The organism is Actinoplanes sandaracinus, assembly GCF_030009775.1.
Lineage (GTDB): Bacteria > Actinomycetota > Actinomycetes > Mycobacteriales > Micromonosporaceae > Actinoplanes > Actinoplanes sandaracinus.
In genome coordinates this window covers 95,249-115,946 of record NZ_JASCTH010000029.1, presented here as the reverse complement: position 1 = coordinate 115,946, position 20,698 = coordinate 95,249, and the positions used below count along the sequence as shown (strand labels likewise).

Genomic DNA, 20,698 nt, shown 5'->3' with positions numbered 1-20,698 from the left:
GGGCAGTCCCGCGTGCTCTCCCCTCCCCCGCCGCCGCTTCAGTCCCCGTGGGGCGGGGCGTCCTGATGGAGCCGGGCGACGACCTGGCCGGAGATGGTGGCGAGCGCGGCGAGCTGCTCGGCGGTGAGGACGTCGCCGAGATAGCGCTGGACGGCCGCCTCATGGCAGTCGCGGGCGGCGGCGATCTGCGCACGGCCCTTGTCGGTCAGCCGGATCACCGCACCGGGGGCCTTCTCGATCAGGCCGCGCTGCTCCATCCGGCGCAGTTGGTGTGACAGCCGTGACTTCTCCCAGGCCAACCCGCAGCGCAGGGCTACGGATCGGACGCTGGTCTGGGTGGACTGCTCCAGGAAGAACAGAATGTCGTAATCGGCCTCCGACAGTCCGGTCTCACGGCCCAGCTCGCGGTTGATCCGCCCGTTCAGCAGGACGCGCATGCGCTGGTACGCCTGCCAGGCGGTGAGGAGGTCGGGGGTCACGGTCGAATGTTACGTCTGTTTGCGGATCAGCTCGGGGTTGATGTATCAACTAAGTTGACACATCAACCGGGGAAGGCGACCACGATGACACACCGGCTGCGCTTCGGCGCTCTGGTCACCTCGGTGGCCGGGGCACGCCGGGCCGAGGAACTCGGCTATGACCTGGTCGCGGTCCCGGACACCCCGGACACCGACACCTGGACCCTGCTGGCCTGGATCGCCGGCCACACCGAGCGGATCGGCCTCGCCGCCACCGGGCTCGACGTGGCCCAGCGCGAGCCGGCGGTGCTCGCCCGCGCCGCCGCCAGCCTCGACCTGCTCTCCGGCGGCCGGCTCGACCTGGCCCTCACCGGCGACCACCTGGGCGAGGTCACCGCCATCGTCCGAGGCGTCCTCGACGCGGGCGTTCCCGGCCCCCTGCGCCACCTCGGCGCGCACCACCGGGTGCCGAAGGCCCAGCGCGGCCCGCTGCCGGCCCACCGCATCCCGATCTGGCTGACCGGCGCCGACCCGGATTCGCTGCGCCTGGCCGGGAGCACCGCCGACGCCTGGGTCGCGGACCTCGCGCTCATCGACGCGGCGGAGCTCGCCGCCGCGTACAAGATGATCGACGAGGCCGCGGCAGAGGCCGGCCGTGAGCCCGAGGAGATCCGCCGGATTCTGATCATCGGCCCGGGCCTCGGCCCGGACGAGCTTCTCGCGCTCGGCGCGGACACCTTCCTGGTGGACGCCGGCGATCCGCCGCCGCTGACGCCGTGGCAGACGCTGCGGGAGGCCCCCGGTCCGGCCGTCTTCCGGCCCGCGTCGGTCCGGGCGAAGCGCCGCCCCGGCATCGACTACGACGCGATTCCGGCGAGCCTGGCCGGCACCGCGGTCGAGCCCGGTGACCTCGACTACGCGCGGGTCCGCTCGACCTACATGCGGGGCGGCTCCCCCGGCCTCGTGCTGCGGCCCCGCACGACGGCCGAGGTGGTCGACGCGCTCGCCGTCGTCCGCGCCCATCCCGGTGTGCCGTTCGGTCTGCGCAGCGCCGGTCACGGCGTCAGCGGGCGGTCCACCAACGACGGTGGCATCGTGATCAGTCTGGCCGCGATGAACACCGTCGAGATCCTCGACAAATCCCGGCGCCTCATCCGCGTCGGGCCCGGCGCACGCTGGATGGACGTCGCGCGGGCGATCGGCCCGCACGGCTGGGCGCTGAGCTCGGGCGACTACGGCGGCGTCGGTGTCGGCGGCCTCGCCACCGCCGGCGGGGTGGGCTGGCTGGCCCGCAAACACGGCCTCACCATCGACCACCTGCACGCGGTGGAGGTGGTGCTCGCCGACGGCACGGTCGTGCGGGCCTCGGCCGGCGAGAACACCGACCTGTTCTGGGCGGTCCGCGGCGCCGGCGCCAACTTCGGCGTGGTGACGTCGTTCGAATTCGAGGTGTACGAGGTCGGCGACGTCGGGTTCGCGCAGCTCGTGGTCGCCGCCGACGACCCCGCCGACCTGCTGGTCAAGTGGGGCCGGGCGATCGAGGCGGCGCCCCGCGACGTCAGCGGCCAGCTGATCATGGGCCCGCCACGGCCCGGTCAGCCCGCGTTCGCACAGCTGATGGCGGTGGTCGACAACGACGACCCGGAAACCATCATCGACCAGCTCCAGCCGATCGCCGCGGTCGCGCCGCTGTACCAGCAGCAGGTGACCCTCACCCCGTACACCGCGGTCATCTCCAACGCCGCCGACGGCGGCTACCACCAGGGCGCCGGCGAGCCGATCTCCCGCTCCGGCCTGATCGAACACCTCACCCCCGCGTTCGCACGGGCGGTGGCCGAGCTGCTCGACAGCGGCGCGGTGCACTGGTTCCAGATCCGTACGGTCGGCGGAGCGGTCGCCGACGTCCCCGCCGGCGAGACCGCCTACGCCCACCGCGACGCCAACTTCTCGGTCATCGTGATGGGCGCGGACAAGCAGCGGGTCGACGCCGCCTGGGCCGGCCTGCAACCGCACTTCCAGGGCCTCTACCTCAGCTTCGAGACCGGCCTCTCGTCCGTCGAGGACGCGTTCCCGCCGGCCACCCTCGCCCGGTTGCGCGACCTCAAGCACCGCTACGACCCGGACAACCTCTTCCGCGACAACTTCAACATCAAGGCGGCGACCCGATGACCGACTACGGACAGGACCTTCTCTTCGGTACGTTCATCACGCCCACCGCCCAGCCGGCGCACCAGGCGGTCGAACTGGCCGTCGTCGCCGACCGGGCCGGGCTCGACCTGGCCACCTTCCAGGACCATCCCTACCTGCCGAAATTCCACGACACCTGGACGCTGCTGTCGTACGCCGCCGCCCGCACCTCGACGATCCGCCTCAGCGGCAACGTGCTCAGCCTTCCGCTGCGTCAGCCCGCGGTCCTGGCCCGCAGCCACGCGAGCCTGGACCGGCTCACCGGCGGCCGGATCGAGCTGGGCCTGGGCGCCGGCGCGTTCTGGGACGGCATCGAGGCCATGGGCGCCCGCCGCCTGACCGCGGGCCAGTCGGTCGACGCGCTCGGTGAGGCGATCGAGGTGATCCGGGCGGTCTGGGCCGCCGGCGAGCCCGGCCCGGTCCACGTGCCCGGCGAGTACTACCAGGTGGACGGCCTGAAGCGGGGCCCGGCGCCGGCGCACGACATGAGCATCTGGGTCGGCGCCTACAAGCCGAGGATGCTGCGCCTGATCGGCCGCGCCGCCGACGGGGTGCTGCCGTCGCTGTCCTACCTCGCGGGCGGCCCGGGCGACTACGCCGAGATCAACAGGCACATCGACGGCAGCGCCGCCGAGGCCGGCCGCGACCCGGCCCGGATCCGCCGCCTGCTCAACATCAACGGCACGTTCAGCCAGTTCGGCCGCTCCTTCCTCGACGGCCCGGCCGAACAGTGGGCCGAAGACCTCGCCGGCCTCGCCCTGGAACACGGCATCAGCGCGTTCATCCTGGCCACCGACGACCCCGCCGCCATCGAGGAGTTCGCCGCCGACGTCGCCCCCGCCGTCCGCGAACTCGTCGCCGCCGAACGAGCCTGACGACAGCGCGTCGCGAGCCCGGAACCGATGTGCGGTCAGTCGGATCTGCCGGGGACGGCCAGGCCGGTTTCGTAGGCGACGATGACCGCCTGGATCCGGTCGCGCAGCCCGAGTTTGGTGAGTACGTTGCTGACGTGCGTCTTGACGGTGTGTTCGCTGATCACCATGGCTTCGGCGATCTCCACGTTGGCCATCCCGCGGGAGATGAGCTTGAGGGTTTCCTGCTCGCGGCCGGTCAGTGCGGCGAGCCGCTCGGTCGACGGCGCCGGGCGGGGCTGGGCCGTCTCGGTGGTGAACCGGGCGATGAGCTTGCTGGTGATCGAGGGCGCCAGCAGTGACTCACCGGCGGCCACGACGCGTACCGCGTGGACGAGGTCGGCACGGCGGACGTCCTTGAGCAGGAATCCGCTCGCACCGGCCCGAAGCGCCTCGAATACGTATTCGTCCAGGTCGAAGGTGGTCAGGATGATCACCCGGGTGCCGGTCTCGGCGCAGATGACACGGGCCGCCTGGATGCCGTCCATCCCGGGCATGCGGATGTCGAGGAGCACCACGTCGGGCCGGTGGGTGCGGACCGCTTCGACCGCCTCGGTGCCGTTGCCCGCCTCGGCGACCACCTCGAAGTCGGGTTGCGCGTCGAGGATCATGGAGAACCCGGCGCGGACGAGTTCCTGGTCGTCGGCGACCACGATGCGCACGCTCATCCCCACACCTGCCGCACGGCGAGCGGGAGCTGGACGTGGACCTGGAAACCCGGGCCGTCCGGGCGCGGGCCCATCGCCGCTGTGCCGCCGCAGGCGGCGGCACGTTCCCGGATACCGACCAGGCCGTCACCGCCTGAGGGCAGCGACCTGCCCGCGCCGCGGCCGTCGTCGTTGATCTCGATGATCAGTGTCCTCTCCTGCCAGAGCAGCCGGATGTCGGCGCGGCCGGCACCCGCGTGTTTGACGACGTTGGTGACCGCCTCCTGGACGATCCGGTAGGCGGCGACCTCGACGTCGGGCCGCAGGGGCCGCTGTTCGCCCGTCGCGGTGCAGGTCACGGTCAGTGCGGGACCGGACGCCTTGGCGGCCAGCACGGCCAGGTCGTCGATCGTCGGCTGCGGGCTCCGCGGCCCGTCGTCCTCCTTGAGCACGTCGAGGATCCGGCGGAGTTGGACCATCGCATCGCGGCCCGCGGTGGAGATGGCGTCGAAAGCCGCCTCGGCGCGCTCCGGAGCGGTGTGGAGCATGACCGGGCCGGCTTCCGCCTGGACCACCATGACCGCGACGGCGTGGGAGAGAATGTCGTGCATGTCGCGGGCGATCCGGGCACGCTCACGCTCCGCGGCCCGCTGCATCTCGATGCCGCGTTCCCGCTCGATCTGTGCGGCGCGCTGGCGCAGGGCGGCGGTGTAGGCCCGCGACGTGGTGGCGGCCCGGCCGATCGCGTAGGCGGCGATGAACAGGACCCCGCTCCGCAGCGCGGTCTCCGAGGATGTGATCGCGAGGCTGCCACCGACGGTGACGATGAGCATGGCCACCCGGGGCAGGTGGCGTGATCGCTCCGCGACGGTGTAGATCGCCACCAGCCCGCCGTACCAGATCGGCTGGGCCGGCACGTCGCCGAACAGGTCGTAGCAGGCGGTCGCGGTCAGACTCGCCACCAGCACGGCGACCGGCGCGCGCCGGCGCCACAGCAGCGGTACCGCGGAAGCCGCGACGACGGCGTAGCCCCACCAGTGCCACGGCGCGCCCGAGGGGTTGATCCGGGAGCCGAACGGCCAGCCTTGCACGGCCACGACGAGTACGACGAGGGCCGCGTCGACCCAGCCGGGTGGCAACTCCCGCAGGCGCCGGCGGACAGGCTCGAGGATCGGCAACGCTGACACGAGGTCCCATCCTGCCTCTCCCCCACGAACTCGCCGCCGTCGGGCCGCGCTGATCCGGCGGGCACAGGATGCCCCCCGGATCAGCGTTCGGCTATACCAGGACCGTGGTGGCACTGGTGGTCTCGGCGACGCGGGAGGTCCGGGAGATCCGGCGCGCGATCCCGGCGTAGGAGAAGAGCAGGATGACGGCCCCGAGCGGGATGAGGTCCTTGTCGATGAACGGCATCAGGAGGTCGGCCAGGACCAGCACAGGCGTCCACGCTGTGATCCGGCGCATCACGGCGAGCTGGATCACGAGCGCGAGCTGACCCAGGTAGAACAGGTAGGGACCCAGGTCGTAGGCCACCAGCGAGACCACGGGATTCTGCCGGACCTGTTGGGTCAGCACACTCATGGCGAGGTGGTCGTCGGCCATGAATCCGGCGACCACGTCGATCCCGAACTGCACCGTCAGGGCCAGCGCGCCGGCGGAGGCGACCGCGGTCAGCACAGTGGACAGCACGTTGCGGCCGGCCAGCCGCCGCATCCAGAGGAAGACGACGACGAACAACGCCAGGGCGCCGAGAAAGGCCAGGTGACCAGTGGTCCACGCGAGTCCGGGCCCGCGGACGCCGTCGAGCCCGTCGATGATTCGGATCACTCCGTAGGCCAGGGTGAGCAGCGGGGCGCCCAGGAAGGCGATACGCGGGTTCATTTTCGGGCTCCTTGATCGGTGGGAACATCACCGATCCTGGTCCGGCCCGCACGCGAAGTAATCGCCGACGAGAGCGATCTTCGCACTCCCTCTCACGAGGGAGTGCCGCCCCCGATCCGGTCAGACCCCGCACAGCTTGAATCGGGCCGCTCATGCCTTCGCCCCTGCTTGACACCTTCGAGGAGGATGGCCGGAGTTGTCCACGGTCTTGGAGGTCCGATGCGAATGACGAAGTTCGCTGTACTGCCGATGGCGGTCGCGCTGCTGGCCGGTACGGCCGCCACCGCACACGCCGCCGACGTCGCGGAGGAGGCGGTCACGGAGTTCCGGTTCACCGCCGACGCGGGCGCCCACCCGCTCCACAGCGCAAGTGGTGTCTGGGCCACGCCCGACCGCGAGGTGCGGGTGTGGGAGAGCGAGAACGTCGTCAAGATCGACTCTGCCACCTGGCAGAACAGCGAGCCATTCCGGTTGGAGTTGAGCACCCCGGACGGGAGCGCGCTCGGGGTGGGCGCTTACCAGCAGGGGCAGGCGCCGGAGACGCTGCGCACCCTGGTCATCTTCAACGGCCTCGGCTGCGTCGAGGCACGCGCCGCCGTCCTCGTGGACCGCATTGAGCGCAACGCCGAGGGTTCCTTGACCGCGTTCGACGCGACGCTGGAGCACTACTGCGTTGGCTCCGACGACCAGGGCCTGCACGCCCAGGTGCGCTACCGCGCCTGAAGAGCGTGGGGCTGAGCCGAGGGCGGAGTAACCGGCGATAGCTCCCGGTGCGGGTGAACAGCGAAGGGCTCCGTCAGCGCGACGCTGACGGAGCCCTGGTCTCAGGCCGTGACGCGGGCGGTGTTCACGCACTCGGCGACGTCGAGCACCAGCAGCAGCCGACCTTCGGTCTTGTACGCGCCGGTGACCAGCGCCCGTGACGGGCCGGTCAGTGTCGCCGGCGGCTCCTCGAACAACTGCGCCTCCAGGTCGGCGACCTGCCCGATGCGATCCACCAACAGACTCACCGGCTCACCGGCGTACCGCACGATCACGTTCATCACCAGGCCGGACATGTCCCGGCGCGGCAACCCGAACTGCACACGCAGGTCCACCGCGGCGATCACCTGCCCGCGTAGGTTGAACAGCCCGCCGACCGCGTTCGGTGCCAGCGGCACCGGCGTGTACTCGCTGTACGACAACACCTCCTGCACAGCGTCCACGTCCACGCCGAAGAACTGGCCGGCGACCTCGAAGGTGACGAACTGACGACTGGACATCTGCGACTCCCGGGGTGATGACCGCCGGGGAACGTGCTGCGACGGATCACCAGGACTATCGGGAGTCGATTACCCAACTCAAGGAATCAAGCCCTTCGAGCTTTTCGCCGGACTCGTCGAGTCGAATGCTTCCACTGCCGGAATTCGCTCGGACTGGCCCTGCGCCTCGGCTACGACACCGTCGACGCCGGCACACTGGCGCAGAGCTGGCGCATCGAACCGGAGACCACCGCCTACACCCGCTTCTACCTGGCCGACCGCGCCTTCTGAGGGCCATCACGAGTCCCACCCCTTGGCGGCGGTACACCGTTGCAACGAGGCCGTTAAACATATATTCCTGATAGGTTTTGTGGGTTATGTGGGTCATTGCCTAGCGTTTCAGCCATGACCGTCCTGACTCCGCCACGGCGGAAGGAAAACGTCGACGACCCCGTCGTGGTCCCGGCCCGCCACCCCTGGCGCTGGGCCGGCACCGCGCTGGTCCTGGTCCTGGTGGCGCAGTTCGTGCACGGGCTCGTCACCAATCCCGGCTGGGACTGGACGACGTTCTTCGGCTACTTCCTGGAGAAATCGGTCCTCGAGGCGCTGGGCCTGACCCTGCTGCTCACCCTCGCCGGCGCGGTGTTCGGGTTCCTCGGCGGCATACCGCTCGCCGCCATGCGGCTGTCCCCCAACCCGGTGCTGGCCACGGTCAGCTGGGCGTACATCTGGGTGTTCCGGTCGGTCCCACTGCTCGTGCAGCTGCTGTTCTGGGCGAACCTCGGCTACCTCTACGACACCCTGCAGATCGGCATCCCCTTCGGGCCCGGCTACAGCTTCCCGACGGTCGACCTGATCAGCTCGTTCGGCGCCGCGCTGCTGGGCCTGGCCCTGCACGAGGCCGCCTACGCCGGAGAGATCATCCGGGCCGGCCTGCTCTCGGTCGACCACGGCCAGCACGAGGCGGCCGCCGCGCTCGGCATCCCGCAGTGGCGGCAGTTCTCCCGGATCGTGCTGCCACAGGCGATGCGGGCGATCCTGCCCAACGCGGCGAACCTGCTGGTCAGCCTGCTCAAAAGCACGTCCATCGTGTACGTGCTGGCCATCGGCGAGCTGTTCTATCAGGTCCAGGTGATCTACGGCCGCAACGGCCGGGTCGTGCCCCTGCTCATGGTCGCCACCGTCTGGTACGTCATCCTCACCGCCCTGCTGTCGATTCTGCAGTACTACACCGAGCGCCACTTCGCCCGCGGCGCGGTCCGCACCCTGCCGCCCACCCCGTTCCAGCGAATCAAGGCGGCGATCACGCGATGATCGAGATCTCCGGTGTGCACAAGTCGTTCGGCGACGTGGCGGTCCTCAAGGGCATCGACCTGTTCGCCGAGGCCGGTTCGGTCACCGTCATCCTCGGCCCGTCGGGCTCCGGCAAGTCCACCCTGCTGCGCTGCGTGAACCACCTGGAGAAGGTCGATCGTGGCCTGATCCGCATCGACGGCGAGCTGATCGGCTACCGACAGGCCGGCAACCGGCTGCACGAGCTCAGCGAACGGCAGGTCCTCCGGCAACGCGCCAGGATCGGCTTCGTCTTCCAGAACTTCAATCTGTTCCCGCATCGCACGGCCCTGCAGAACGTCGCGGAAGCGCAGATCTGGGCGCTCGGCAAATCCCCCAGCGCAGCGTACGAGAAAGCTCACGAGCTGTTGTACGCCGTGGGGCTGTGGGATCGTGCCGGCGCCTACCCCAGGCAGCTCTCCGGCGGACAGCAGCAACGGGTGGCGATCGCCCGCGCCCTGGCCCTGGAGCCGAAGCTGATCCTCTTCGACGAGCCGACCTCGGCGCTGGACCCGGAGCTGGTCGGCGAGGTGCTCGACGTGCTCCGGGACCTGGCCGCCGGCGGCACCACGATGATCGTGGTGACGCACGAGATCGGCTTCGCTCGGGAGGCCGCCGACACGGTCGTCTTCATGGACGAGGGCCGGATCGTCGAGCAGGGCACCCCCGCCGCCGTCCTGGACGACCCACAACACGAACGCAGCCGGGCCTTCCTGTCCAAGGTCCTGGTCTGACCGCCGCCTCTTTCGTGGAAACTGGAGATCTCGTGCGTACAAAATGGATTGTGGCTCTCGCTGCGGTGACCTTGAGCCTTGCCGCCTGCGCCGCGCCGGAGGAGAAGGCCCCGGTGTCCGCGGCGGTCGATCCGGCGGGCTCCTCCTCCGCTGCCGGCTCGCTGAACCTCACCCCGGAGCAGAACCGGATCGTCCCGGCCAAGGACGAGGCCGCCGCCGCGCTGCTGCCCGCCGACGTCAAGGCGTCCGGCAAGCTGATCATCGGGGTCGGTGCGGCCGGCTCCGGCTTCCCCCCGCTCGCCTTCGCCGCGACCGACAACAAGACGCTGATCGGCAACGAGCCGGACATCGCCGTCGCGATCGCCGGCACGCTGGGCCTGGAACCGATCCTGGAGAACGCCTCCTGGGAGAACCTGTTCATCGGCCTGGACAGCGGGCGGTACCAGATCGGCGCGTCGAACATCACGGTCACCGAGGAACGCAAGCTCAAGTACGACTTCGTCACCTATCGCCTGGACAACCTGGCCTGGCTGGCCAAGAAGGGCTCCGGCCTCTCCGTTTCCCAGGCCGCCGACATCGCCGGAAAGAAGGTGTCGGTCAGCTCCGGCACCAACCAGGAGAAGATTCTGGTCGAGTGGGCCGAAGAGGTGAAGAAGCAGGGCCTGCCCGAGGTCGAGATCAAGTACTACCAGACCAACCAGGCCGTCTATCTGGCACTCGGCTCCGGCCAGATCGACCTGCACCTCGGCCCCAACCCGTCGGCCGCCTACCACGTCGCCACCACCGGCCAGACCGAGATCGTCGGTAGCTACTCCGGCGCCGGCAAGGACCTGCAGGGTCTGATCGCGCTCACCACCAAGAAGGACAACGGCCTGATCAAGGCGTACGCCGCGGCGCTGGACAAGCTGATCTCCTCCGGTGACTACGCCAAGATCCTGGCACGCTGGAACCTGGCCAACGAAGCCGTCACCACGGCGGAGGTCAACCCGCCGGGTCTGCCGATCGAGGGTAAGTGACCCGCGCGCTCGCTCCGGCCTTGGACAACCCGGCCTGGAGCTCGCTGACCGGCGCGCACTCCCGGTTCGCGGTGGTGCACGGCCTGGCCGCCCGGTACGACCACGAGGTCGCCCCGTTCCACGCCCTGGCCGACCCGGCCGACCCGCTGGCCTGGAACGACCTGGCTCATCTGGTCGAGCCGGACGACACGGTGACGATCGCCGGGGCGGGCGGTGTCGCCCACCCCGGCTGGCAGACCGGGCACAGTGTGGGCGGTGTCCAACTCGTCGACGTGTCGCTGCGCTCGTCGGCGGCACCGGACGCGGTCCGGCTCGGGGCGGCCGACGTGCCCGACATCCTCGACCTGGTGGACCGCACCCAGCCCGGCCCCTTCCGCCGCCGGACCGTCGAACTCGGCACCTATCTGGGGCTGCGTTCGGCGGACGGGCGGCTGATCGCGATGGCCGGCGAGCGGCTGCATCCGCACGGCTGGACCGAGATCAGCGCCGTCTGCACCGATCCCGCACACCGCAAAAATGGGCTGGCCACCCGCCTGATCCGGGCGGTGGCGGCGGGCATCCGCGACCGCGGCGAGACCCCGTTCCTGCACACCTCGGCCGGCAATGTCAACGCCATCCGGCTGTACGAGTCGATCGGCTTCGTCCTGCGCGCGCGCACGGACTTCACCGCCTACCACAGGACGCCCCCAGGCGCCTGAGCCGGTCCCACGGTGGAGCCCGGCGGCCGTACGGCCGCCGGGCGCCCCCCGCCGGTCAGGCCGCCCCCACCCTGGCGGGCACCCCCGGCGCCGGCGCGGGCCCCCGGGGGGCGCCGGGGGGCGGTCGGGCCGCCGGGCTCCACCGTCCGGTCAGGCCGACCACTCCTTGGCGAGCAGCTCGTACGAGTGGACGCGGTCGGCGTGGTCGTAGGCGATGGTGGTGACCAGCAGTTCGTCGGCGCGGGTGACCCGTTGCAGGGTGTGCAGCCGTTCGGTGACCGTCTGCGGCGATCCGACGAACCGGGTGGCGACCCGGTCAGCGACCATCGCCCGGTCCTGGTCGGTCCACCGATGCGCCTCGGCTTCCTCGATGCTCGGGAACGGGACGGCACCGAGACCCGTACGGACGCTGCGGACCCAGACGGCGAACGGTGTCGCCAGCCGCCGCGCGGTCGCGTCGTCGTCGGCCACCAGCACGTCGGCCGAGACCATGACATACGGCTCGGCAAGCGTCGCCGACGGCACGAACGACTCCCGATAGGCTTCGACGGCCTCCAACACCTGGGCCGGGGCGACGTGGTAGTTCGCGGCGAACGGCAGCCCCCGCGCACCGGCCGTGCGGGCGCTCTCCCCGCCGGAGCTACCGAGCAGCCACACCGAAAGGTCCGCGCCGGCGCCGGGGGTGGCGATCACCTGGTTGCCCTCGTCGTCGACGACCGGCCCGGCCAGCAGCGCCCCGATCTGGTCGAGGACGTCGCCGAGCCCGAGCGGCTCGGCGCCGGGCTGGGTCAGGAAGCTGCTCGCCAGTGCGGTGCGCTTGGAGGCGAAGATCGGCGCCCAGGAGAAGGGCTTCGGGATGAGCAGCCCGTCGACGATCCGTTCCTCCTGGGGCGTCTCGTGCTTCTTCGCCTCCCGTACCGCCTCCTTCTTGGCCTGCCCGGACCGGCCGAGCCCGAGATCGAAGCGGCCCGGATAGAGGGCGTCGAGCAGCCCGAACTGCTCCACGATCGACAGCCCGGTCTGGAAGCCGGTCTGCACGGCGCCGGAGCCGAGCCGGATGCGGTCGGTGATCGCGGCGATCTGCCCGAGCAGTAGGGCCGGCTGCGAGCTGGCCACCCCCGGTGTGAAGTGGTGCTCGGCCACCCAGAAACGGTGATAGCCGAACTGCTCGGCCCTTCGGGCCAGGTCCAGGGTGCGGCGCAGGGCGTCCGCCACGTCACCGCCGGACACCAACGGGGCGAGATCGAGGATCGAGAGGGGTACGGGCATGGCTACCGCTCCTTCAGTCGGCGTAACACGGGGGCGATCTCGGAGGCGAACAGTTCCAGGCCGGCCCGGTTCTGTTTCTCGGTGAGGCCTTCGGTGTCGGCACTCAGGTGGGTGACCGAGTGCCCGAACCGTTCGTGGTACCGGTGCACCTTGTCGATGATCTGCTGCGGGCTGCCGACCAGGATCGAGCCGCGTTCCACCGCGTCCTCGATGCTGTCGAAGACCGGCGGCACGCCGACCTTGCGGAACGCCTCCTGCCGCGCCTCGAAGATCGGCCGGTAGACGTCGATCGCCTCCTGTGAGGTGCGGGCGGCGTAGAAGCCGGCGCTGCCCGCACCGATCCGGATCGCCGCCGGGTCGTGGCCGTGGTGGGCCCACCGTTCCCGGTAGTGGTCGACCAGTTCGGCGTACGGCTCGATCGGGTGGGTGACGTTGGCCGAGAACAACGGGTCACCATAGGATGCGGCCAGGTCGACCGACGCCTTGCTGGTGGCCGAGCCGTGCCAGACGGTGATCGGGTTCTGCAACGGCCGGGGCCAGGTCTCGGCGTCGGTCAGCGACGGCCGGTACCTGCCCTCCCAGGTGACCTTCTCCTCGCGCCACAGCCGGCGGAACAGGTCGTAGCTCTCCCGCAGCCGGTCCCACTGATCGTCGACGGTCACGTGGAACAGCTGTGCCTGCGCGGCTCCGTTGCCCTTGCCGATGATCAGTTGTAGGCGGCCGTCGGACAGGTTGTCGAGGGTGGCGTAGTCCTCGAACGCGCGGACCGGGTCGAGCAGGCTCAGCGTGGTCACCCCGGTCCACAGTTCGATCCGGCTGGTCCTCGCGGCGATGTGGCTGAGCACGACCGGCGGTGACGACGACAGGAACGGCCGTTCGTGCCGCTCCCCCACGGCGAAGCCGTCGAAGCCGAGCTGCTCGCCGAGGACGGCCACGTCGACGACCTCCCGCAGCCGCTGCCGCGGCGTCTTGGATCGGTCGAGGTAGGTGATCAGGCTGAGCAGCAGGAACTTCACGACAGCCCCAGGTTGCCGCGCAGCGTGCCGGCGGCGTACTCGGTCCGGAAGACGCCACGGTCCTGCAACAGCGGGACCACCTGCTCGACGAAGTCGTCCAGGCCGGCCGGGGTGAGGTGGGAGACGAGGATGAAGCCGTCGCAGGCGTCGGTCTGCACGTACTCGTCGAGTTGCTCGGCGACGCGGGCCGGGGTGCCGATGAAGTTCTGCCGCCCGGTGACCTCGATGATCAGGTCCCGGATCGACAGGCTCTTCGCCTCGGCGCGGGCCCGCCACTCGGCGGCGGTGGCGAGCCGGTCCGGGTACATGCCGGCGCGGCCCTTGATGATCGTGTCGTCCTCGTCGAGGACCGGGTCGATGTCCGGCAGCGGCCCTTCGGCGTCGTAGCCGGACAGGTCGGTGTTCCACAGCTGTTCCAGCAGCAGGATCGCGGTCTGCGGGCTGACCTGCTGGCGCCGGATGTGGTGGGCCTTCTCCTGGGCGTCGGCGTCGCTGTCGCCGAGCACATACGACACGCCCGGGATGATCTTCAGGCTGTCCTCGGCGCGGCCGTACTTGGCGAGCCGGTCCTTGACGTCGCGGTAGAAGCGGCGGGCGTCGTCGATCTGGTGATGCCGGGAGAAGATCGCGTCGGAGTGTTTCGCGGCCAGCTCCCGGCCGCCGTCGGAGTCACCGGCCTGCAGGATGACCGGGCGCCCCTGCGGGCTGCGCGGGACACCGAACCGGCCCCTGATGTCGAACTGGCTGTTCCTGATAGCGAACTCGCCGCCGTCGGTGTCCCACAGCGTCCGGGCGGTCGCGATGAACTCCTCGGCGCGGACGTAGCGGTCCGCGTGGTCGAGGAACCCGCCGCGCCGGAAGTTCTCGCCGAAGAACGCGCCGGGCGAGGTGACCACGTTCCAGGCGGCCCGCCCACCGGACAGGTGATCCAGAGTGGCCAGCTGGCGGGCCAGCTCGTACGGCTCGTGCCAGGTGGCGTTGAGCGTCCCGGCCAGCCCGAGGTGCTCGGTGACGGCGGCCAGTGCGGTCAGCACCGTGATGGTGTCCGGGCGGCCGACCACGTCCAGGTCGTGGATGAGCCCGCGCTGTTCGCGCAGCCGCAGCCCTTCGGCGAGGAAGAAGAAGTCGAACAATCCCCGTTCGGCGGTCTTCGCCAGATACTCGAAGGAGCCGAAATCGATCTGGCTGCCCGCGCGCGGATCGCTCCAGACGGTCGTGTTGTTCACGCCGGGGAAGTGGGCGGCGAGGATGATCTGCTTAGGCAACGGAAGCCTCCTCCGAACGAGCGGCATAGCGGTTCACGGCGACCGGCAGTCCGAGCCGTTCCCGCAGCGTCGTGTGCTCCGACGGCTGGAACAGGCCACGCCGGCGCAGTTCCGGGACGAGGACGTCGGTGACGTCGGCGACGTCGGTGACGCGCAGCCGGAACCCGTCGACGCCGGAAACGGTCCACCAGTTCTGGATCAGGTCGGCGAGCTGGGCCGGCGTACCGTCGAACGTCGCCGCGTCAGCCGGGACGTGACCGCCGACGGTGATGTCGGCGAAGACCTTCTTCTCCGGCGCGATTGCGCGGACCTTGCGGGCCGCGTCGTCGGCGTCGGCGGGTGTCACGAAGAAGACGTCGGCGTCGAGGGAGTCCCACACCCGCGGGCCGTGGGCGAGGGCGGCGACCACCGGCCGGCCCTGCGGCGGTCGCGGCACGATCGACGGCCCCTTGACCGTGAAGTGCGGACCCTCGAAATCGATGTAGTGCAGCTTCGCCCGGTCGATGTACCGGCCGGTGGCGACGTCCTTGATGATCGCGTCGTCCTCCCAGCTGTCCCACAGCCGCCGCACCACCTCGATCACGTCGCCGGCCTCGGCGATCAGCTCGTCGGCTGCCAGCGGCCCCCGACGGCCGAGCAGTGCCGCCTCGGCCGGGTCCGTGGAGACCCGCACCTGCCAGCCGGCCCGGCCACGGCTGACCCAGTCGAGGGTGGCCAGGGCGGTGGACAGGTGGAACGGCTCGGTGTGGGTGGTGGTGGCGACCGGCACCAGGCCGACGTGCCGGGTCAGCGGCGCGACCCGGGCGGCGACCTGCACCGCGTCCGGGCCCCGCCGGCCGAACGTGTCGTCGAACGTCACGAGGTCGAGCCCGGCCTCGTCGGCCCGCCGGACCTGGTCGATCCAGTCGCCGGCCGCGAACGAGTCCCCGGCCAGGGCGACCGCGAGATGCAATGTCATCGGGAAACCTCCAAGGTGGGTACGGCGGCGAGCAGCGCCCGGGTGTACTCGTGACCGGCGTGGTCGAAGACGGCCTGGACCGAGCCCTTTTCGACGACCCGGCCGTCGCGCATGACCAGGACGCGGTCGGCGATGTCGCGGATCACGCCCAGGTCGTGGGAGATGAACAGCAGTGCCGTGCCGTCGTTCTCGCGGATGCCGGCGAGCAGGTCGAGAACCTGCGCCTGCACCGACACGTCGAGGGCGGAGACCGGCTCGTCGCAGATGATCAGACTCGGCCGTGGCGCGATGGCGCGGGCCACGGCGACGCGCTGCCGCTGCCCGCCGGACAGCTGCCGCGGATACCGGTCGAGGACATCGGCGCCGAGCCCGACCCGCTCCAGGTAAGGCCCAGGGTCCTCGCCGCGGGGCAGTGCCTCGCCGACGATGCGGCGCACGGTCCAGCGCGGGTCGAACGCCGACAGCGGGTCCTGGGCGATCAGCTGCAGACGGCGCCGGATCGGACGACGGGCGCGTTCCGGCACCCCGCTGAAGTCGGCGCCCTCGAACCGCACGTGCCCGGACGTCGGATCGGCCAGCCCGAACATCAGCTGCGCCACGGTGGTCTTGCCGGACCCCGACTCGCCGACCAGCCCGACGATCTCCCCGCGGCGGATCGTCAGGCCGAAGTCCCTCACGACGGTGCGGTCGCCGTACACCTTGCGCAGCGCGGTGGCCTCGGCGACGACGTCGCCGGGCGCGGTGGTGGTCCCACGCCGCTTCCCGGTGGCCGCCGAGATCAACTTCTTGGTGTACGGGTGACCGGCGCTCACCAGAATGGTGCGGGTGTCACCGCCCTCGACGACCCGGCCGTCCTTCATCACCAGCACCCGGTCGGCGAGCTTCGACACGACCGCCAGATCGTGGCTGATCAGCAGCAGGGTGTCCCCGCTCGTGCGGCGTTCGGCGAGCAGTTCGAGGATCTGCGCCTGCACGGTCGCGTCCAGCGCCGTGGTCGGTTCGTCGGCGATCAGCAGCCGCGGCCCGCCGGCGATGGCCGAGGCGATCAGTGCCCGCTGCCGCAGCCCGCCGGACAGCTGATGCGGGTACTGCCGGGCACGCCGGTCCGGTTCGGGCACATGCACATCGGTGAGCAGCTGCCGGATGCGCTGCGGCCGGTCGCGGCGCTCGCCGATGCCGTGAGCCTGCAGCACCTCGCCGATCTCCGCGCCGACGGTGCGCAGCGGGTCGAGCGAGACCAAGGCGTCCTGCAGGATCAGCCCGGCGAACCGGCCGCGCAGCCGCCGCCAGTCACGGGCGGCGAACCCGCGCACGTCCCGGCCGTCGACGGTGAACGTGTCCGCCTCGACACGGGCGTTCGGACCGGCCAGTCCGACCAGGCTACGGGCGGTGACGCTCTTGCCGGAGCCGCTCTCGCCGACCAGCGCGACACACTCACCCTCGCTGATCGTGAGGTCGACCCCGCCTACCGCCTCGACCTGCCGTTTCCCGGTGAAGGTGACCCGCAGGTTCTCGACGTGTATCAAGACTGAGCCTCCTTGGCGTGCTCTCGCGGCCCTTGCTTCGCTGCGGTGCCCTCGATCACGCCGGGCGCCCTTCGAACCGGTTCTGCAGGAGCCGACCGATCACGGTGAGAGAGATGACGGTGGCGGTGACGGCTGCCCCCGGCAGCACCGACGCCCACCAGGCGATGTGCAGGTATCCCCGGCCCTCGGAGAGCATCGCGCCCCACTCCGGCGACGGCGGCTGCGGCCCGAGCCCGAGGAAGCTGAGGCCGGCCGCGATCAACACCGCCTCGCCGAGCCCGATCATCGCCAGGACCGGGATCGGACCGAGCACATTGGGCAGCACGTGCCGCAGCACCAGCCGCAGCCGGGACACCCCGAACGCGACGGCATGGGTGACGTACGGCGCCTGCCGCACCACCAGCGTCTGTGCCCGCACCACCCGGGCGTGGTGCGGTGTGGTGGCGATCCCGATCGCCACGATCAAGCTGGTGGTGCCGGTACCCGCGATCGCGATGAACAGCAGCGCCAACAGAACCAGCGGGAACGCCGCGAGCGCGTCGAAACCCCGGCTGAGGGCCTCGTCGGCGACCCCGCGCACGAGCCCGGCGATCAGCCCGAGCACGATGCCCGCGCCGACCGCGATGACGGTGGCCGCCACACCGATGCTCAGCGAGTGCCGGGCGCCGTGCACCACCCGGTCGAAGACGTCACGGCCGAGCTGGTCGGTGCCGAACCAGTGCGCCGCCGACGGCGCCTGTAGCACCCGCAGCGGGTCGGCGGCGAGCGGGTCGCCGGCGAACAGCGACGGCAACGCCACCGCGGCCAGCGCCAGGAACAGAACGAGTCCGGCCGCGGCGAGGCCGGGCCGGGGCCGTCGCCGGGTGAGCCGGCGCGCCACCGACCTGGGCAGAGCTAGGGTCACGGCTGTGCCTCCTTGGTCATGCCCTCCCGGCCCTCGCCCGCGACGTCGCCGTCGGCCGCGGGTGGCTGCCGCTCGGTGCAGTCGGTCATGACGTGGTCCTTCGCAACCGCGGATCGATGAGCAGATAGGCGAGATCGGCCGCCGTGTTGATGACGACGAAGACGGCGGCCGCCAGCACGACGACGGCCAGCACGACGGGCATGTCGCCGTTGCCGACGGCCTGGAGGGTGACCTGGCCCAGCCCCGGACGGCCGAAGACCTGCTCGATGATCACCGCACCGCCGAGCAGCACACCGGTGAGCCAGCCGAGCACGGTGACGGCCGGGATGAGCGCGTGGCGCAGCGCGTGCCGGACGAGGACCGCCCGTTCCGTCAGGCCCCGGGCCCGGGCGGTGACCGCGAACGGCTCGTCCAGCGCCCGGTCCAGGCCGTCACGCAGCACCTGAGCCAGCACCCCGGCGATCGGTAGGCCCAGCGTGACGGCGGGCAGCACCAGCGCCGCCCAGCTCTGGTCACCGGAGACCGGAAAGATCCCGAACCGGAACGAGAACACGCTGAGCAGCACGATCCCGATCAGGAACGGCGGGGTGGACACGATGATCAGCTCGGCGGTGGAGCTGACCCCGCGCACCCACCGGCGCCGGGTGGTGACGGCCAGGACCAGCGCCAGCACCACCCCGAAGGCGGCCGCCGCGACGGCCAGTCTCAGGGTGGGCGGCAACTGGTCGCCGATCACCTCGCCGACCGGCCGCTGCAGCAGATAGGAACGGCCCAGGTCGCCCTGGGCGGCGCGCCACAGGTAGTCCAGGTACTGCACGACGGCGGGCCGGTCCAGGTTCCACTCCGCGATGATCTGGGCGCGGACCTGCGGGGTGTCGGCGCCGTCGCCGATCAGGCTGTCGACGATGTCGCCGGGGGCGGCCAGCAGCGCGAGATACGCAGCCGTGGCGGCCGCCCAGAGCACGACGGCACCGGAGGCGATCCGCCGGGCGATCGCCCTCGTCACTTGCTCACCCAGAGGTGGTAGGCGCTGCCCGGCACACCGGCGGTCGGTTCGAAACCCAGCCCGCCGACGGCCCTACTTGCGGCGATCTGGTCGGCCGGGGCGTACAGCGGCAGGATCAGCGCCTGGTCGGTGATGGCCAGCTTCTGCACCCGCTGGTACACGGCCTGCCGCTGCGCCTGGTCGGTGCCGGCTCGACCCTGCTCGAGCAGCTTGTCCAGCGCCGGGTCCGTGAAGCCGGTCCGGTTGATCGCCCCTCCGGAGTGCAGCAGCAGGTTGAGGGCGGCCCCGGCGTCGGTGTCGGCACGGGAGTTGTCGAACACCTCGTACTGCCCGTCGGCCAGCGCCTGGGTGGCGGTGCCCTGGTCGACGACGGCGATGTTCAGGTCGATGCCGGCGCTCTGCTTGACCTGGGCCTGCACGGCCTGGGCCAGCACGTCGCGGCGGTCGCGGACGAACGGCGCGGACTGCACCAGGCGTACCGTCAGCCGTTTGCCGTCCTTGGTCCGGAAACCGTCGGCGTCCCGCGCCGTCCAGCCCGCCTCGTCGAGCAGCTTGTTGGCCTCGGCGGCATCGCCGCCGTAGGTCTTCTCCAGGGTCTTGTCGTAGAACGGGCTGGTCGGCCCGATCACGCTCCACGCCCGGGTGGCGCTGCCCCGGTAGACGCCGGTGAGCACCGCGTCCACGTCGACGGCCTCGCGGAACGCCCGCCGCACCCGGATGTCGTCGAACGGCGCGTGCGTGGTGTTGAAGTAGTACGAGTAAGCCGACCCGGAGTTCAGTCCGCGCGACAGCGACAGCGACAGCTGCGGGTTCGCGGTGATCAGCGGCTCGTCGGTGGCCGGCACGCCCTCGATGACCTGCACCTGGCCGGAGGTGAGCGCGCCGACCCGCACCGACGACTCCTTCAGGAACCGGTAGGTGATCTCGTCCAGATAGGCGGCTCCGCTGTGCCCGGCGTTGGCCGGCGCCCAGTTGTAGGCCGCGTTCTTCGTGAAGTGGACCTCCTGGCCGGCGGTGTACCGGTCCAGGATGAACGGGCCGGTACCGGCCAGTTCCGGGCCGCCGGCCTTGAGGTTCTTCGCCTCCTTCAGCGACTTGGGCGACACCTGCGCACCCTGCGGCGAGGAGAGGAAGTCCAGCAGCAGCACGTCCGGCTGCCGGAGGTGGAAGGCGACCGTGGCCGGATCGACCACCTCCACCCGGTCCAGGTTGCGCAACTGCACGGCCAGGACGGCCGGGTTGTAGCCCTCGACGAAGAACTGGTCGATGTTCGCCTTGACCGCCGCAGCGTCGAATTTGGTCCCGTCGGTGAAGGTCACGTCCGTACGCAGCGCGAAGGTGTAGGTCATTCCGTCGGCCGACACCTGGTGGCCGGTGGACAGCCACGGAACCAAACCGCCCTGGCTGTCGTGGCCGAGCAGGGCCTCGAACGTGTTCCAGACCAGCAGGCGAGCCTTGGCCTGCGCGTACTGGTGCGGGTTGAAGGTGATCGGCTCAATCTCGACCGCCCAGGTCAGCGATCCGCCACTGACCGGACGGCCGACTGCGGCCGGTTGCTGCCCTCCGGAGGAGCAGGCGGTGAGGAGCAGGGTGAGTGCCAGAACTACGGCTGCGGGTCGGGTATGTCGCATCAGCAGTGCCTCCTGTAC

Annotated in this window: 20 protein-coding genes; 7 read left to right on the top strand and 13 right to left on the bottom strand. The window is 70.8% G+C overall.

Features of this window, described 5'->3' with window-relative positions:
* Positions 1 to 38: 38 nt before the first annotated feature.
* Positions 39 to 479 carry a MarR family winged helix-turn-helix transcriptional regulator gene (locus QLQ12_RS36175; protein WP_282765298.1) on the bottom strand — a complete coding sequence of 147 codons (441 nt, stop codon included), beginning with the start codon at positions 477 to 479 and terminating at the stop codon, positions 39 to 41.
* A gap of 84 nt (positions 480 to 563) precedes the next feature.
* Here QLQ12_RS36175 and QLQ12_RS36170 point away from each other — a divergent pair, with 84 nt between their 5' ends.
* Positions 564 to 2,627 carry an LLM class flavin-dependent oxidoreductase gene (locus QLQ12_RS36170; RefSeq protein ID WP_282765297.1) on the top strand — a complete coding sequence of 688 codons (2,064 nt, stop codon included), beginning with the start codon at positions 564 to 566 and terminating at the stop codon, positions 2,625 to 2,627.
* A complete protein-coding gene (locus tag QLQ12_RS36165; RefSeq protein WP_282765296.1) occupies positions 2,624 to 3,520 on the top strand; it encodes an LLM class flavin-dependent oxidoreductase in 897 nt (298 codons plus the stop codon). The genes QLQ12_RS36170 and QLQ12_RS36165 overlap by 4 nt, the downstream gene beginning before the upstream one ends.
* Positions 3,521 to 3,555: 35 nt before the next feature.
* Here the strand turns inward: QLQ12_RS36165 and QLQ12_RS36160 are convergent, their stop codons facing one another.
* The 3 genes from QLQ12_RS36160 to QLQ12_RS36150 all read right to left on the bottom strand — a co-directional run bounded on the left by QLQ12_RS36160 (position 3,556) and on the right by QLQ12_RS36150 (position 6,084).
* Positions 3,556 to 4,224 (bottom strand): response regulator, encoded by a 669-nt coding sequence (locus tag QLQ12_RS36160; protein ID WP_282765295.1) that lies wholly within the window; start codon positions 4,222 to 4,224, stop codon positions 3,556 to 3,558.
* Complete coding sequence (locus QLQ12_RS36155) at positions 4,221 to 5,390, bottom strand: sensor histidine kinase (protein WP_282765294.1); 1,170 nt, start codon at positions 5,388 to 5,390, stop codon at positions 4,221 to 4,223. Before QLQ12_RS36155 ends, QLQ12_RS36160 begins: the two co-directional genes overlap by 4 nt.
* 91 nt (positions 5,391 to 5,481) lie before the next feature.
* Positions 5,482 to 6,084 carry a hypothetical protein gene (locus QLQ12_RS36150; protein WP_282765293.1) on the bottom strand — a complete coding sequence of 201 codons (603 nt, stop codon included), beginning with the start codon at positions 6,082 to 6,084 and terminating at the stop codon, positions 5,482 to 5,484.
* Positions 6,085 to 6,309: 225 nt separating this feature from the next.
* Between QLQ12_RS36150 and QLQ12_RS36145 the strand changes: the two genes are divergently transcribed.
* A complete protein-coding gene (locus tag QLQ12_RS36145) occupies positions 6,310 to 6,807 on the top strand; it encodes a hypothetical protein (protein ID WP_282765292.1) in 498 nt (165 codons plus the stop codon).
* A 101-nt stretch (positions 6,808 to 6,908) separates the two neighbouring features.
* On the opposite strand, the gene QLQ12_RS36140 is transcribed toward QLQ12_RS36145, so the two are convergent.
* Positions 6,909 to 7,346, bottom strand: a complete 438-nt coding sequence (locus QLQ12_RS36140) for a chemotaxis protein CheW (RefSeq protein ID WP_282765291.1) — start codon at positions 7,344 to 7,346, stop codon at positions 6,909 to 6,911.
* A 384-nt stretch (positions 7,347 to 7,730) separates the two neighbouring features.
* Here QLQ12_RS36140 and QLQ12_RS36135 point away from each other — a divergent pair, with 384 nt between their 5' ends.
* From QLQ12_RS36135 to QLQ12_RS36120, 4 genes are read left to right on the top strand one after another with little or no spacing between them, the layout of a single operon-like run.
* A complete protein-coding gene (locus tag QLQ12_RS36135; protein ID WP_282765290.1) occupies positions 7,731 to 8,639 on the top strand; it encodes an amino acid ABC transporter permease in 909 nt (302 codons plus the stop codon).
* Complete coding sequence (locus tag QLQ12_RS36130; RefSeq protein ID WP_282765289.1) at positions 8,636 to 9,391, top strand: amino acid ABC transporter ATP-binding protein; 756 nt, start codon at positions 8,636 to 8,638, stop codon at positions 9,389 to 9,391. The genes QLQ12_RS36135 and QLQ12_RS36130 overlap by 4 nt, the downstream gene beginning before the upstream one ends.
* Positions 9,392 to 9,441: 50 nt before the next feature.
* Positions 9,442 to 10,407 (top strand): ABC transporter substrate-binding protein, encoded by a 966-nt coding sequence (locus QLQ12_RS36125; RefSeq protein WP_282765287.1) that lies wholly within the window; start codon positions 9,442 to 9,444, stop codon positions 10,405 to 10,407.
* A complete protein-coding gene (locus QLQ12_RS36120; RefSeq protein WP_282765286.1) occupies positions 10,404 to 11,105 on the top strand; it encodes a GNAT family N-acetyltransferase in 702 nt (233 codons plus the stop codon). Before QLQ12_RS36125 ends, QLQ12_RS36120 begins: the two co-directional genes overlap by 4 nt.
* 150 nt (positions 11,106 to 11,255) lie before the next feature.
* Here QLQ12_RS36120 and QLQ12_RS36115 read toward each other — a convergent pair whose 3' ends face one another.
* The 8 genes from QLQ12_RS36115 to QLQ12_RS36080 all read right to left on the bottom strand — a co-directional run bounded on the left by QLQ12_RS36115 (position 11,256) and on the right by QLQ12_RS36080 (position 20,680).
* A complete protein-coding gene (locus QLQ12_RS36115) occupies positions 11,256 to 12,374 on the bottom strand; it encodes an LLM class flavin-dependent oxidoreductase (RefSeq protein WP_282765285.1) in 1,119 nt (372 codons plus the stop codon).
* 2 nt (positions 12,375 to 12,376) lie between these two features.
* Positions 12,377 to 13,390, bottom strand: a complete 1,014-nt coding sequence (locus QLQ12_RS36110) for an LLM class flavin-dependent oxidoreductase (protein ID WP_282765284.1) — start codon at positions 13,388 to 13,390, stop codon at positions 12,377 to 12,379.
* The gene (locus QLQ12_RS36105) at positions 13,387 to 14,655 is read right to left on the bottom strand and encodes an LLM class flavin-dependent oxidoreductase (RefSeq protein ID WP_282765283.1); all 1,269 of its coding nucleotides are present in this window, start codon (positions 14,653 to 14,655) and stop codon (positions 13,387 to 13,389) included. The genes QLQ12_RS36110 and QLQ12_RS36105 overlap by 4 nt, the downstream gene beginning before the upstream one ends.
* Positions 14,648 to 15,613 carry an LLM class flavin-dependent oxidoreductase gene (locus QLQ12_RS36100; protein ID WP_282765282.1) on the bottom strand — a complete coding sequence of 322 codons (966 nt, stop codon included), beginning with the start codon at positions 15,611 to 15,613 and terminating at the stop codon, positions 14,648 to 14,650. The genes QLQ12_RS36105 and QLQ12_RS36100 overlap by 8 nt, the downstream gene beginning before the upstream one ends.
* A complete protein-coding gene (nikE, locus tag QLQ12_RS36095; protein WP_282765281.1) occupies positions 15,610 to 17,139 on the bottom strand; it encodes a nickel ABC transporter ATP-binding protein NikE in 1,530 nt (509 codons plus the stop codon). The genes QLQ12_RS36100 and nikE overlap by 4 nt, the downstream gene beginning before the upstream one ends.
* A 55-nt stretch (positions 17,140 to 17,194) precedes the next feature.
* Positions 17,195 to 18,043, bottom strand: a complete 849-nt coding sequence (locus tag QLQ12_RS36090; protein ID WP_282765280.1) for an ABC transporter permease — start codon at positions 18,041 to 18,043, stop codon at positions 17,195 to 17,197.
* A gap of 85 nt (positions 18,044 to 18,128) precedes the next feature.
* Complete coding sequence (locus tag QLQ12_RS36085; RefSeq protein WP_282765279.1) at positions 18,129 to 19,049, bottom strand: ABC transporter permease; 921 nt, start codon at positions 19,047 to 19,049, stop codon at positions 18,129 to 18,131.
* Positions 19,046 to 20,680: an ABC transporter substrate-binding protein gene (locus QLQ12_RS36080; RefSeq protein ID WP_282765278.1), complete on the bottom strand. Its 1,635-nt coding sequence runs from the start codon at positions 20,678 to 20,680 to the stop codon at positions 19,046 to 19,048. Before QLQ12_RS36080 ends, QLQ12_RS36085 begins: the two co-directional genes overlap by 4 nt.
* Positions 20,681 to 20,698 lie beyond the last annotated feature (18 nt).